The sequence below is a fragment of the Dietzia sp. B32 genome, assembly GCF_024732245.1.
GTDB lineage: Bacteria > Actinomycetota > Actinomycetes > Mycobacteriales > Mycobacteriaceae > Dietzia.
Genome location: NZ_CP093845.1, coordinates 1,721,026 through 1,734,763, shown reverse-complemented (window position 1 = coordinate 1,734,763; position 13,738 = coordinate 1,721,026). Strand labels below are relative to the sequence as shown.

11 protein-coding genes are annotated in these 13,738 nt (G+C 70.1%); 3 read left to right on the top strand and 8 right to left on the bottom strand.

Translation table 11 applies throughout. The features are described from left to right. Positions 1–26: 26 nt before the first annotated feature. Positions 27–2,549, top strand: coding sequence for an ABC transporter permease (locus L8M95_RS08245; protein ID WP_260488993.1), 2,523 nt, complete (start codon positions 27–29; stop codon positions 2,547–2,549). 18 nt (positions 2,550–2,567) lie between these two features. Here L8M95_RS08245 and L8M95_RS08240 read toward each other — a convergent pair whose 3' ends face one another. Continuing rightward, positions 2,568–3,167: a TetR/AcrR family transcriptional regulator gene (locus tag L8M95_RS08240; RefSeq protein ID WP_260488992.1), complete on the bottom strand. Its 600-nt coding sequence runs from the start codon at positions 3,165–3,167 to the stop codon at positions 2,568–2,570. Positions 3,168–3,353: 186 nt separating this feature from the next. Then, entirely contained in the window at positions 3,354–4,595 is a 1,242-nt protein-coding gene (locus L8M95_RS08235; protein WP_260488991.1) for an acyl-CoA desaturase, read from the bottom strand. A gap of 311 nt (positions 4,596–4,906) precedes the next feature. Between L8M95_RS08235 and L8M95_RS08230 the strand changes: the two genes are divergently transcribed. Next, positions 4,907–5,038: a hypothetical protein gene (locus tag L8M95_RS08230; RefSeq protein WP_260488990.1), complete on the top strand. Its 132-nt coding sequence runs from the start codon at positions 4,907–4,909 to the stop codon at positions 5,036–5,038. Between the two features lie 117 nt (positions 5,039–5,155). On the opposite strand, the gene L8M95_RS08225 is transcribed toward L8M95_RS08230, so the two are convergent. After that, positions 5,156–6,016 (bottom strand): mycofactocin-coupled SDR family oxidoreductase, encoded by an 861-nt coding sequence (locus L8M95_RS08225; protein WP_260488989.1) that lies wholly within the window; start codon positions 6,014–6,016, stop codon positions 5,156–5,158. Between the two features lie 99 nt (positions 6,017–6,115). On the opposite strand from L8M95_RS08225, the gene L8M95_RS08220 reads away from it, so the two are divergent. Beyond that, entirely contained in the window at positions 6,116–7,450 is a 1,335-nt protein-coding gene (locus L8M95_RS08220; RefSeq protein ID WP_260488988.1) for an NYN domain-containing protein, read from the top strand. A 15-nt stretch (positions 7,451–7,465) separates the two neighbouring features. Here L8M95_RS08220 and L8M95_RS08215 read toward each other — a convergent pair whose 3' ends face one another. The 5 genes from L8M95_RS08215 to L8M95_RS08195 form a co-directional block, all read right to left on the bottom strand. After that, positions 7,466–9,124 (bottom strand): HNH endonuclease signature motif containing protein, encoded by a 1,659-nt coding sequence (locus L8M95_RS08215; RefSeq protein WP_260488987.1) that lies wholly within the window; start codon positions 9,122–9,124, stop codon positions 7,466–7,468. Positions 9,125–9,258: 134 nt separating this feature from the next. After that, positions 9,259–9,753, bottom strand: coding sequence for an SRPBCC domain-containing protein (locus tag L8M95_RS08210; protein WP_260488986.1), 495 nt, complete (start codon positions 9,751–9,753; stop codon positions 9,259–9,261). A gap of 32 nt (positions 9,754–9,785) precedes the next feature. Next, on the bottom strand, positions 9,786–10,997 hold the full coding sequence (locus L8M95_RS08205) for an alpha/beta hydrolase family protein (RefSeq protein WP_260488985.1): 1,212 nt from the start codon (positions 10,995–10,997) through the stop codon (positions 9,786–9,788). A gap of 38 nt (positions 10,998–11,035) precedes the next feature. Beyond that, positions 11,036–11,950, bottom strand: a complete 915-nt coding sequence (locus L8M95_RS08200) for a PspA/IM30 family protein (protein ID WP_260488984.1) — start codon at positions 11,948–11,950, stop codon at positions 11,036–11,038. Positions 11,951–12,018: 68 nt separating this feature from the next. Next, positions 12,019–13,470 carry a hypothetical protein gene (locus L8M95_RS08195; protein WP_260488983.1) on the bottom strand — a complete coding sequence of 484 codons (1,452 nt, stop codon included), beginning with the start codon at positions 13,468–13,470 and terminating at the stop codon, positions 12,019–12,021. Positions 13,471–13,738 lie beyond the last annotated feature (268 nt).

Here is a 13,738-nt window from a genome sequence, read left to right as displayed (position 1 = left end):
CGCACGCGCCCCGCCACACACGCCCGATGTTGCGCGTCTCACTGCGCAACATCGCCGCCCACAAGCTCCGCCTGGTGCTGTCGGTGCTGGCCGTGGTGCTGGGCACCGCGTTCGTCACCGGTTCGCTGGTCTTCACCTCCACCCTCAAGAGCACCTTCGACGGGCTGCTCGACCAGGGCACCGCGGATCTCGCCGCGATGATCGAACCCGAGGACCCGCGCGGGGCCGGCGTGCCATTCGAGGTGGCAGAGCAGGTCCTCGAGCTTCCGGGCGTCGAGGCGGCCATGCCCGGCGTGTCCGGCACCGTCGTGCTCTTCAACGCCGACGGCACCCCGTACCAATCCGGGGGCGCGCCGTCGGAGGGCCTGGCCTGGATAGACCCCGATGACGCGGTCGGGGACAGCAACTGGATCACGAACGGTCGCGCGCCCGCCGCGGACGACGAGGTGGTGCTCCCCGAGACCGTGCTCACCGCCGCCGGCCTGGCCGTCGGCGACACCGCCGAGGTCTACACCACCGGGCAGGGCATGCTTGAGGTGACCGTCGTGGGCGCCTACGCCAGCGAGACCGACATCGGCGGGTACGTGGGCGTCGGGTTCTCCTCCGAGCGGGCCCGTGCCCTGTTCACCGACGGTGAGAACGCCTCCGACATCTCTGTCCGCGCCGCACCCGGCGTGAGTCAGGAGGAGGTCCGCGACACGATCGCGGCCGAGTTCCCCGAATACAGCGTCAGCACCGGCGAGGAGATCAAGGAGCGACTGTCAGACCAGCTGTCGACCGTCCTCGACTTCATCAACTACTTCTTCGTCGCCTTCGGGCTGATCGCGCTTCTGGTCGGCACGTTCATCATCTACAACACCTTCTCCATGCTCGTCGCCCAGCGCCTGCGGGAACTCGCCCTCCTGCGCGCGATCGGTGCCTCCCGCGGACAGCTCACGCGGTCGGTGATGGCCGAGGCCGCCGTGACCGGGCTCGTCGGCTCCGCCATCGGCGTGGTCGCGGGCTTCGGCCTGGCCAAGCTGATCTTCGTGGTGCTCGAGGCCTTCGACCTGGGCATCCCGTCCGGAGCCCTCGCGCTCACCCCGATGTCGGTCGTCACCCCGCTCGTGCTGGGCTTCGTCGTCACGGTGTTCTCCGCGTGGGCGCCCGCCCGTCGGGCCGGACGCGTCGCGCCCGTCCAGGGCATGCGGGTGGGATCGGCCTCCACGGAGGCCGGCGGCGGGTGGCGTACCTCCGTCGGCCTGCTCGCCGTGGTGAGTGGCCTCCTGCTGGCGGTGATAGGTACGTGGCAGGACACGACCAAGTCCGGCGCGATCACGGTCGGCGTCGGCGCGGCCGCTCTGATCATCGGCAGTTTCCTGGTGATGCCCGCGCTGGCCAAGCCCATCGCGGGAGGCATCGGCAGAGTGATAGGCGCGCCGTTCGGCGCGGTCGGCAGACTCGCCGCCACCAACGCCGGGCGCAACACCCGTCGTACCGCCGCGACCGCGTTCGCGCTCACCCTGGGACTGACCCTGGTGGCGGCGTTCGGCACCCTGGGCGCCACCACCAAGGAGAGCGTCAGCGGCGTCATCGACCAGGACATCAACGCCGACGTCGTGGTCCAGGGCGTGGCTTCCCAGGGCCCGCCGACCCCGCTGCCCGGCGGCATCGAGCAGCGGATCGCGGACGTCGACGAGGTCGGTGACGTGGCGTGGCTGGCGTTCGCCTTCGCCCAGCTCTCCGGGGAGCCGCAGGCGCTGTCGGCCGCGGGCGGACCCGTCGGGGAGATGATCGACGCCACGGTGGTCGACGGTTCGCTCGACCCGGGCCCCGACTCGCTCGTCGTGTCCCGGACAGTCGCCCGGGACAAGGGGTGGACGATGGGCGCCTCCGTGCCGCTCGTCGGGCCCGACGGGAGCGAGAGCACCCTCCGGGTCACCGGCGTCTACGAGGACTCCCAGATCCTCGGGCAGTTCTACACCGGGATGGACGTCTACGAACGTCTGGTGCCGGAAAACCTGCGCTCGACCTTCAACGTGCTCGTCGCCGCGGCCGACGGGGTCGGGCAGGACGAGGTCCTCGCCGCGGTGACCGACGAGCTCACCGACATCCCGATCGCCATGGTCCAGAGCAAGCAGCAGTACATCGACACGCAGACCGGCGGTATCGACCAACTGCTGTCGATCATCTACGCCCTGCTCGGATTGGCCCTGGTCATCGCCGTCCTGGGCATCGTCAACACCCTCGCGCTGTCGGTGATCGAACGTCGCACCGAGATCGGGATGCTCCGGGCGGTGGGCATGCAGCGTTCGCAGGTCCGCCGCACGATCAACCTCGAGTCCACGCAGATCGCGGTCTTCGGCGCGTTGATCGGCGCGGCGGTGGGCGTCTACCTCGGCTGGGCGTTCGTCACCGTGCTCGCCGACAGCGGCCTGACGGAGACGACCATCCCGTGGGGCAGCATCGGGATCGTGCTGGCGGCCTCGGCCGTCGTCGGGGTGTTGGCCTCGCTGTGGCCCGCGCACCGGGCCGCCAAGACCGACCCGCTCGAGGCGATCTCGGACTAGCGGCGATCGCGGCCCCCGCTAGCGGCGCAGACCGAAGAGGTTGCGGGGGCCGCGGTGCTCGTGGCGGGAGAGGACCGCGCCCAACACGTCGGCGTCGTGCTTCTGGTCGATCCCGACGCCCGCCAGCCTGCCGACGGTGCGCTCCCACAGCAGGCCCTCGTACACGGTCAACAGGTCCAGGGAGGCGGCGGCCGGGTCCCGCAGCCCGGCGGCGTCGAGTGCGCCGACCAGGTCGCTCGGATCGAGCAGGGCGGCCACGAGATCCGTGGTGTCCTCCTTGCCGGCGAGCTCGACGATCAACGCCGACCTGGCCGCCAGTTCACCGCGGTAGTCGCCCAGTAGCCCGTCGACCATGCGCGCGAGCAGGGCCAGCACGTCGTCCGGATCGGTGGACGCCAGCTCCTGGATGCCGGAGACCTCCACGAATCCCCGCAGCAGCGACGTGAGTCGGTCGACGGTGAGCGTCAGCAGCTGCGCACGGGTGCGGCAGTAGTAGGAGGTGGATCCCGAGGGCAGCCCCGCCTCCGAGTCGACGGCGCGGTGGGTGAGGGCGCGGACCCCGTCCCTCGCCACGACCTCGATCGCGGAATCGGCGATGAGCATGCGCCGGTCCTCCATGGGGGCTCCCGTCGTCGTGTTCCACCTGGCATCCGGCTCGACCGCTGTAGCGCCGGCCGTCGACGGGTTCCGCCGACTCGAGCGTCAGCCTATCGCCGTGCGGGGGCGTGGGCGACGGAATCACGGACGCCCCGGCACCGGTATCCGGTGCCGGGGCGTCCCTGGCGTCAATCAGGCGGTTGCTGGTCAGGCCACGGCGGCGACCTTGCGGGCCCGCCGCGTGGCGCGGTGGTGCTGCAGCGCGGTCTTCAGGCCCGCCCGCTGGCCCTCCACGGTCGGCAGCGGCTTGGGCAGGTCGGCGAACATCCGCTCGGAGTGGGTCTCCGGCGCGTCGTCGGTGGTGTCGCGCAGCAGGTGGTTGGGCAGTGACAGCTTGGCGATGGTCCGCCAGGTCTTGAAGTACTGCACCGGCAGGGGACCGGCCACGTAGGGCAGGTCGTACTTGCGGCACACCTCGCGCACCCGGATGGACGCCTCCGCGAGCCGGTTGGACGACATGTCCGGGTAGATGTGGTGCTCGATCTGATACGACAGGTTGCCGGACATGAAGTCGATCACCGGACCGCCGGTGATGTTGGCGGAACCGAGCATCTGCCGCAGGTACCACTCCGCCTGCGTCTCGTTCTCCACGTCCTTCTTGGTGAACTTCTCGGCGCCGTCGGGGAAGTGACCACAGAAGATCACCGCGTTGGTCCAGACGTTGCGGATCCCGTTGGCGACCAGGTTGGCGGTGGCCGTGGACTTCCAGCCCTTGCCGGACAGCAGCGGGTAGAAGACGTAATCCTTGGCGAGCTGGCGGCCGGCCTTCTTGCCGAACAACTTGAGCTTGTTCATGGTCTCGCGACGGTCGTCGCGACCCTTGGCGACCTTGCCCAGCTCGAGGTGCTGGATACCGACGCCCCACTGGAACAGCAGCGCGAGGGCCGCGTTGTAGGCGATGTTCCCGTAGAAGAAGGGGTGCCAACGCTGGTCGCGGGTCACCCGGAGAACGCCGTACCCCACGTCGTCGTCCAGGCCGACGATGTTGGTGTACTTGTGGTGGATGTAGTTGTGGGTCTGCTTCCAGTGCTCGGCGGTGCCCACGATGTCCCACTCCCAGGTGGTGGAGTGGATCTCGGGGTCGTTCATCCAGTCCCACTGCCCGTGCATGATGTTGTGGCCGAGTTCCATGTTCTCGACGATCTTGGCGACGCCGAGAGTGCCTGCCCCGACCGCCCAGGCCGTGCGGTTGCGCGAGCCCACGAGCAGCAGCGCCCGAGCTGCGATCTCGAGTCCACGCTGGAACCGGATCGTGTTGTGGATGTACTTGGCGTCGCGCTCGCCCAGCGAGCCGATGATGTCCTGGCGGATCTGCTCGAGCTCCGCGCCGAGAGATTCGATGTCAGCCTCGGAGAGGTGCGCGAATTCAGGGATGTCGGTGATGGCCATGAAGCTACGGTACCGTAACCTACGGTCGCGTAGGTACGTTTGGTTGCGTGGGTCACACCTTTGGCTCGGTGTCGGGCGAAGGGGCTTCGGCCCGTTCCGGTGTGGCCGGAAACTATTTTTCGGACGCCGAAGCGGGTGTGGCCTGCGCGGGAGCCCGGGGATGCCACGCACTACATCACGGTTGTGTAACGTCGACGGAGTGCGTGACGACATACTTCGCGTCACATGGGGAACACGACACGAAGTCCGATTTCGCAGCCATATTCCGCAGTACGACTCAGTACGCAGCAGTACTCACGAGGGGACACATCATGAGCAACGCCAACGACATCTTCCTGCAGGCCATCCAGCCCGTCATCGACATCTTCTGGTCGCTGGTGTGGACCGCCACCGGTTCGACCATCAGCGTTCCCCGCCCGAACGCTCCCGTCGAGACCGCCTGATCGGTTCGACCGCCGGGTTCATCTCCCGACAGCCTCCGCGGCAGCCCGCCCCCTCGCCAGAGGGAGCGGGCTGCCGCGTTTCCGCGATGTGGCCCGCGTTCGGCCGGACCAGCCGACTCAGAGGCCGAACTTCTCGCTGCCTCCCAGGTCGATCGGGATCGAGGCGCCGGTGATGCCCGCGCCCGCGTCGCTGCACAGGTAGACGGCCATGGACGCGATCGCCGATGCTTCGACCCACGGCTGCGGCATCTGGTTCATCCCGCCGAAAGTCTCCGCCGCGTCCTCGAGCGTGGTTCCCTTCCCGCCCGTCATCATCGCGATCATCGACGGGTTCTCGATCATCGGCGTGCGCACGTTGCCGGGGTGGATCGAGTTGCACCGGACGCCTGAGAACCCGAGCTCGCCGGCCAGGGCCTTGGCCAGCCCGCGCACGGCCCACTTGGACGTCCCGTAGCTGGCGGTGAAGGAACCGCCCCGCAGTCCCACCATCGAGCTGATGAGCACCACCGAGCCGCCGCGGCCGGTGGACAGGATGTGGGGGATCGCCGCCGTCGTGGTCACCCAGGTGCCCTTGAGGTTGATGTCGAGGGTCGTATCCCACTCCTCTTCGCTCCGCTCCCAGGACGCCGCCGGCTCGGGCGAGACCCCGGCGTTGGCGATGACGAAGTCCAGGCCGCCGAGCTCGGCGACCGCGGCGTCGACGGCCTCGCGCATACCGATCAGGTCGCGGACGTCCACCTCCCCGGTGACGCAGCGGCGGCCGAGGGCCCGAACGGCCTCGGCAGTGGCCTCGAGGTCCTCCGGGGTGGCCATCGGGTAGGGGACCGTGTCGATGTCCCTGCACAGGTCCAGGGCGATCACGTCGCACCCGGCGGCCGCGAACGCCTCGCAGTGGGCTCGTCCCTGGCCACGTGCGGCACCGGTGACCAGCACCACTCTTCCGCTCAGCTCGGCCGGGGTGGGGACGGCGTTGGTCATCGGGGCTCCTGACGTGGTTCGGCGGCGGACCCTGCGGGGTCGCTCGCCCTGCGGCATGCTGGAAGTCAACGTAAACAATCAGAACAGGTAGTGATCATCATGCTTGAACGGACTCTGGTCCTCGTGGATACGTCGTATCTACTGGCTAGCTTTTACAACTCGTGGGAGGAGGGTGCGCGCGGCCAGTTGGAGATATCCCTGGCCACGGTCGTGCACCGTTTAGACCAGGTAGCCCACGGTCTGGTGGACCAGCCGGTCCAGCGCCAGAACTGGTACGACGGCATCCCGGATTCGGGACCCCACCGCTATCAGCGCACGCTGCGCGTGATCGAGGGCGTCCAGTTGCGCGCCGGGCAGTTGATCGAGTGGGGTGAGAGACGCACCCAGAAGGCCGTCGACACCCTCCTCGTGGCGGACATGATCCAGGCGGCCTACAAGGGGCAGTGTTCCGATATGGTCCTGGTCACCGGGGATGCCGACATGATCCCGGGGGTGCGGATCGCCGTGGACGCCGGTGTCCGAATGCATCTCGTGGGCTTCGGCTGGGATTCCATCTCCTCTGCGCTGCGTCATGCCTGCGACACCACGACCGTGCTCGATCCCCGCACCGATTTCCACGACGCCATGCAGATCAGGGTCCTCGAGGGCCCCATCCCTCCGAAGGTGCGGACCCCGGCGGCGACCCCGGTGCATCCCGGGGAGGACGGACACGAGACCGAGGAGTCGGTGGGTATGGCCGACGTCGTCCTGCGCTCGGATCGCGCCTCGGCCACCTCTGTCGCCGACGAGACACGCCTCACCGCCGCCGAGGAGGAACGCGCCGCCGACGCGGAGGAACTGGCCGCGGACGAGCAGGAGTGCGTTGCGCGCGCCGAGTCGGAGCAGCCCGCGCCCGCGCCCGCGGAGACCGCGCGACCGACGCAAGCGCCGACGCCGACGCCAGAGCCTGCGGCCGCACCGGACGCGGGCCCCTCACCCGCCCAGTTGAGCGCGCACACCGGGCGCCCCTCGAAGACCGAGCAGGTCGAGCCGGCCGCGGAGGCCGTCGCCGCGGTCGGGGCCACTCCGGATTCGGACGCGTCGTCCCATGGGTCGTCCCGGCCGAATCCCTCGATGATGGCTCCCCATCGTCGGCCGCTGCGGTCCAAGTTCGTCCCGCTGCCCGACGAGGTCTGGACCTCCTCCGGCGAGCAGACCCCCTTCGATGTGGGGCAGCAGTACGCCACGTGGTGGTACGAGCGGGCCGCGAGTGAGGAGCAGCGCGACCAGGCGCATCTCCTCTCGGGCGGAGTCCTCCCTCCGGCGATCGACCGCCCGCTGCTGCAGTTCGCCTGCCAGATGCTCAACGAGTTCACCCTGACGGAAGCTCAGCGGGTGCGCCTGCGCGACGGATTCCACGAGGGAATTCGAGCGGTCCTGCTCAAGCACCGCTGACACCGCTCCGTCCGGTCAGAAGGGTGGGGGGTCGGTGTCGTGGTCGGGTCCGTCGGGGTGGGTTTGTGCTTGTGGGGCCATGGTGTTGGCTTTGCGTTCGGCGGCCAGGCGTTGGGCGCGGCGGTGCCAGTGGGTGCTTTGGGGTCGGGGGTCGAGCCAGGGTCGGCGTGGGGGTGGAACGTAGCTGTCGCTGTCGGTGCCGGCCGCGTGGTCGGGGTTGGTGGTGCGGTGGCGCCAGCGGGCGAGGGGTCCGTCGGGGTGGGTGGTGATGGTGTGGCCGGTGTCGGTGGTCACGGTCAGGGTGCCGTCGTGGGCGAGGTGGTAGTGCCAGCCGTGGAAGGTTTTGAAGCGGTGGTGGTGTCGGCACAGGCAGGCGAGGTTGTTCTCGGTGGTCGGGCCGCCTGCCGTGGGGTCGGTGTGGTTGAAGGGGCGGACGTGGTCGATGTCGCAGTCGTCGGCGGGGACGGAGCAGCCGGGGTGGCGGCAGGTGCCGTCGCGTAGGCGGATGCGGCGGGCCAGGTCGGCGCTGATGCGGTAGCGGCGGGCGCCGTGGGGGGTGTCGGCGGTGCCGGGTTCGGTGTCGGGCACGGTGATGGTGGCGCCGGTGCTGCGGGACAGCAGTTCGATGAGGGCGTCGATGGTGGCGGGGCCGCCGCGGGGGAGGTAGACCTCGGGGTCGCCGTCGGGGCCCGGGGGTGCGAGCACGGTGATGGTGGGGCGGATCTGGGTGGCGGGCGGCCGGTGACCGCCGCCCGTGCCCGCGGCGGCGTCTGGGCCCGTGGCTGTGTCTTGGTTTGTGGTGGTGCCGAGGAGGGTGGCGACGAGGGCGTCGGCACGCAGTTCGTCCATGCTGCGGATGAATTCGGGGTCGAGGGAGTCTGCGCCGTGGCGGCGGGTGGTCTCGACGCGGGTCCGGCGGTCGCGGTGGTGTTGGTCGGTGGCCATCGTCTGCAGGAGGGTGTGGATGGCGAAGGCTTCGGTGGCGGTCAGGTGGGCGTGCAGGTCGGCCATGCCGTCCGGGCCGCGGCGGATGCGGATGCGGCGGGCGCGCACGGCGGCGGCGCGGCGCAGGCGTACGCCCGCGGGGTCGTGGGCGGCGATGATGCGGTCGGTGTGGGACAGGATCGCGTCGCGTCCGGGGCGTCTGCCGGCTGCGAGGGCGTCCAGGAGCCATGCGATGACCTCTCGTTGGACGTCGTCGCGGTGGAGGGAGTCCACGGTGCGCATCTGGCGGGCGAGCAGGGTGGCGGTGGCCTCGTCGAGCCGGCCGGTGTCCATGGCCTCGACGAGGTCGGGGAACTTGGTGACCAGGGTGATGGCCAGGGTGAGCAGGTTGCGGGCGCGGTTGTGGTGGACGCCGTAGGCGGCGACGATCTGGCTGGTGGCGATGGTCAGTGGGTCGATGACGGCGTGTTCGGGGCGTTGGTCCAGGCCCGGTCCGTAGCCGGCGGCGATGTCGCGCAGTTCCTGTTCTTCGCGGCAGATCGCCCACAGGTCGTGGCAGGCCCGCAGTCTGGCGGCGGCGGCGCGGTTCTCGGCGTGCAGCGCGGCCACGGCGGCGGAGCTGGCGTCGGTGACGGAGGGGCTGGCTGCCACGGCGCTGGGATCGTCGGAGCTGGGATCATCGACGCCGGGATCATCGGCACCGCCGTCGTCGGTAGTTGCCTCCCGCATGTGAACCCCCTCGGCGAGCCGGGCCGCCTGGTATCGCTCGTGTGTTCGATTGGGGAAACGCTAGCAACTGGGTACGACACAGCTGTCTGACCTGCGAAAGTACGTGTGCGGGGACAGTCGGGCAGTGCCCCGGCTCAGCCGCCCAGCAACGCCCGGTAGTGCTGGGCCAACGCGGGGTGGTAGTCGGGGGAGAAGCGGAGTGCCTCCGGATCCCGGCCCGCCTCGGCCTCGACCAACCGGTCCAGATAGAAGTCCCAGCCGGGACCGATGTCGGACGCGGCGTCGGCGTCCGCGATGTCCTGTTCCAGGGAGATGGTGACCTCGTCGTCGTCACCCTCGATCCTCACGGTGATCACCCAGCCGTCGGGACCGATCCTGACGACGATGAGGTCCGGCGCCTCACACCGCAGTACCGCGACGGACTCGGCGGGCGAACCCTCCTCGGCGGACATCGTCATCTCGACGGTGCCCGACGCCGGGTCGCCCGACCACGACCCGATCCAGCGCGCGGTGCGGGCCGGATCGGTGACGGCCGCCCACGCCTGTTCCCGGGACAGTGGCAGTCGGCGGGGGAAGACCACGGCACCCGACGGGGCGAGATATCCGGAGGCCCGGGGTGTGGTGGTCATGGCGACTCCTCACGTGAGGGGCGCCGCGGAGATCAGCGCAGCGCTGGCATCAGCGTATCGCGCATCGGGGCGACGAATCGGCCGAAATTGTCCCAGTTGTGCAGGCCGGTGGGCAGGTAGTCGACCCGGGCGTCGATGCCCAGTTCGTCGAGCCGCCGGTCCATCTCCACGGTGCAGGCATGGGTGGCGACCTCGAGCCCCGCACCCTGGGTGAACCGCAGCAGGTCGCGGCCGTTGCGGTCCCATTCGCCCGCGTCGGGTCGGCCGGTGGCGGTGGCGAAGTAGAGCGCCTTGCCCCTGAGCTTCTCGGCGTGGAGGAGCCCGTCGTTGGCCCGGTAGGCGGGGTCCGTGCGCGGGCCCCACATGTTGGCGATGTCGCCGCCGCGGGTCTCGGTGACGATCTTGGCGAGGATGAACCCGAGATCGTCCCGCGCCGTGTAGCAGCCGGCGATCGCGCCCACGGCGTCATACAGGTCCGGGCGCAGCTCGGCGATGGTGACGGCGCTCGCCGCGCCCATCGACAGGCCCGCCATCCCGCGCTTGCCGTTGAACGGGATGTCGCCGGCCTCCAGCAGCGGTCGGAGCTCGTCGGTGAGGAAGGTCTGCCACTTGTTGCGGCTCAGGACCGGGTCATCGCGCTGCCAGTCGGCGTGCAGTGAACCGTCGGCCCGGGCCGGCATGACGAGCGTGACGTGCTCACCGGCGAAGGTGCGCTCGACCCCGCCGGGCAGGAGCCACCCGCTCGGGGAGGGGGAGTCCACGCCGTCGAGGAGGTACAGCATCGGTGCCGGTGCGTCGGTGGCCGGGCGCCAGATCTCCACGGGCAGGACGCGGTTCATCGACTTCGACGCCACCCACCAGCGTTCGAAGCGGGGATCGCCGCCGGCCACCAGGGGGTCGCCGATCTCCACGCGCCGCACCTCGCTGACGGTGACGGGCTCTGACTCCATGCCGATCGGCGGGGTGGCGGTGGTGTTCTGCGAGCCGGTCCCCAGTGGCGGGAGGGTGCCCGAGCCGGTCAGCGACTCCGTGCCGGTGGATCCGGTGGAACCGATCGTCGCCGCGCCCGCGGCCGCGCTCGACGGGTCGACGCTCCCGTCGACCGTCGTCAGCGACCCGATACCCGGTGTGGAACCGGCGGGCAGGGACTGCGCGAGGGCCGGTGCCGCCATTCCGCCGATCAGTGCCGCGGCGAGCGCGGGGGCGAGCAGCGACAGGGCACGAGGTGAGCGGTGACTGGGCACCGTCACACGATATGTCGCCCGGGTGGAGAGCGGGAACCCTACTCTCTGGTGTCCCGCGGGAGAGTGGGGCCGGAGAGGTCCTCGGGGCTCGGCTGGTCGGTCGCCTCGTCGGGGTCCCTGGGCTTCTCCGGGTCGGCCTGCTCCGGCGCGCCGGCCGGGCCCGCCGCCGACCCGTCGCTGCCCTCGCCCCCGGTGAGCTGGCGGTCGGAGCCCGCGTCGGAGCCGGAACCCAGGCCCATCGAGGCGCGGATCTGCTCCAGCTTGCTCTTGCCCTCCGACTCGCGCGTGAACGCGGCGGCGTCGAGTTGCGCGGTGGACGGCGCGCCGGTCGCCTCGGCGAGCTCCTGCCTACCCAGTGCGGTGGTGTAGCGGCCCTCGATCTTGGCGCGGATCTCGTCGAAGGTCGGGGAGTTGCCGCCGCCGGCGCCCTGCAAGGAGGTCATGGACTCGGTGGTCCGGTGCTGCATCTCGGCCTGGGTGGCCTGCAGGAGCAGCTGGTCCTCCTGGGCGAGGGTCTCGCGCAGTCGGTGCTCGGACTCCTTGACCGCTTGCTTGGCGTGTTCGGCGGCCTGCACCGCCTGACCGTGCAGCTGCTTGGTGTTGTCCAGGTCCTGTTCCAGCGCCACCAGCCGCCCGGCCAGCTGCTCGGCCTGGGTGTCGAACTGCTGGGCCCGGGCGGTGTCGCCCTCGGTGCGGGCCTGCTCGGCCACCTGCAGGGTCTGGCGGATCTGTCCCTGCACCTCGTCGAGCTGCCGCGTCTTGGTGCCCATGGCGATCTCGAGCTGCTTGGCGTTGCCGATCACCGCGGCAGCTTGATCGGCGACCGACTTGTGCTGCTCGCGCGCGTTGTTCATGGCCTGGTGCACGAGGATCTTGGGATCCGCGTTGTCATCGACCGTCTTGTCCAGCGAGGCCTTGAGGTAGTTCCAGCCCTTGGCGAAGGGGTTCGGCATGGCGGCGTCCTTAGGTTTCTCGGCGTCGGGTGACGTCAGGTGCGGGCAGGCGTCTGGCGAGCGTGTTCCTACCTCTTGACGGTACCGATGAGCGCGGCCACCGGCAGGGCGGTCCGCGGCAGGTACGGCTGACGCCACAGCCCGCCGGACGCCGCTCCCGAGGACTCGTGCTGCCACTGCACGTCCACCTGCGGCCGGCCCACGTTGAGGTCGTGGACCATCAGCGCGGCGAGCAGGGCGGCGGAGGTGTCGGGCGCGAAGATCTCGATCCCGAAGGCGTAGGCGCCCTTGTAGGTGGCCGCGAGGATCTTGTTCTTGGTCACCGAGTGGGTGTCGGTGGCGGGGGCGACGTTGACCGAGACGGTGTGACCGTCGGCGAAGGCGGTGGTGGCGCGCCAGCGCTGGACCCGCTTGGCGAGTGTGTAGTTCGGGCCCTGCTGGGGGACCAGGGCGTCGTGCACCGCCGGGCCGTGTCCGGAGGGGTAGTTGCGGGCGAACACCTTGCCGCGGGCGACGGAACCGACGAGTCGCTTGACGTCGGTGATCCTGCGCGCCGCCAGGGCCGCGTTGGAGGCCTCCCGCACGTCGGCGGGGACGACGAAGGTGTCCATCGGGGTGGCGAGGTAGGCGAGCGCGTCGGCGGTGTTGTCGCGGAGGAGGTCGACCACGAGCGCGTCCGCGGCGGAGGAGAGCTGGACGTGGGTTCCGCCGTCCGCGTAGAAGTAGCTGCCGACGGTGAGCGGCGCCGGGGCCGCGGCTCTGGCCCACGCCGCGAGTTCGGGGAGCTGGGTCAGCAGGTCGATACCGGGACGGCCGTCCGGGCCGGTGGGGACGTGCAGTCGCCCGGCGAACGTCGCGGCCTCGCCGCGGAACCGCTCCCACGCGGGGCTCGACGGCAGGTCGACGCCCATCACGTCGGCGCCCCAGCGCAGGAGATTTCGGGCGGGACCCATCTCGGAGCCCAGGCCCAGGACGAGCATGGCGCGACCGGGCAGGGAGAGCCACTCCGGGTTGTCCTGGACGAGTTTCAGGGCGTCGGCGCAGCTGGGCTCGATCACGCCGGCCGCGACCCACTTGTCCAGTCGGGCGCGGAGGAGGTCGCCAGTCAGTTCCTCGCCGCGGAAGGGGATGGACAGCTCGCGGACGGGGGTCGCCGTGCCGTGGATCGTGTCGGTGGCCGGGGTGGTGGTGGGGGCGACGACGGCGAGGTAGTCCGCCATCGGGGTCTCCACGGGCTGTCCGTCCACGTCGTGCACGCCGACCATGCGGGACTGCAGCGACTCGAGCGCGGCCCGTGCGACACCGTCCCAGGCTGCCGGATCTGACACCCCGACCCCGACGAGTTCGGTGAAGGGCTCGATGTAGCCCTTGCGCCAGTCCTTGATCCGGTGGACCCGCTCGGCGGCGGACGGGTCCACGGTGGCGAGCGCGTCGGCGATGACGTCCTTGGCCAATCGGCCGCTCGAGCGCGCTCCGGCGGAATCGGTGGGGAAGAGGACTCCGGTGGTGCTCTGTGCCATGACGCTCCTGGTAGGTGGGGATGCAACACGAGGTTAGCCTCAAGTTCGCCCTGGGCGGCCCGTGATGGCTCACTCTCGGCCTGCCACTCAGCAACGTGGGTAGAAGATGTGATTAAAGTCACTCGCGACTATTCAATAGCCGCTTAATTAATGCGCGCTTATTTGTTAGGAATCGCATAGCCCGTGGTAGTCGGCCGAGACCTGCTGTGGCACTTCGCCTGAGCCGTCTAGCTGCGAGGCTAAGTAATCCCGGGACAATGCCCTGTTC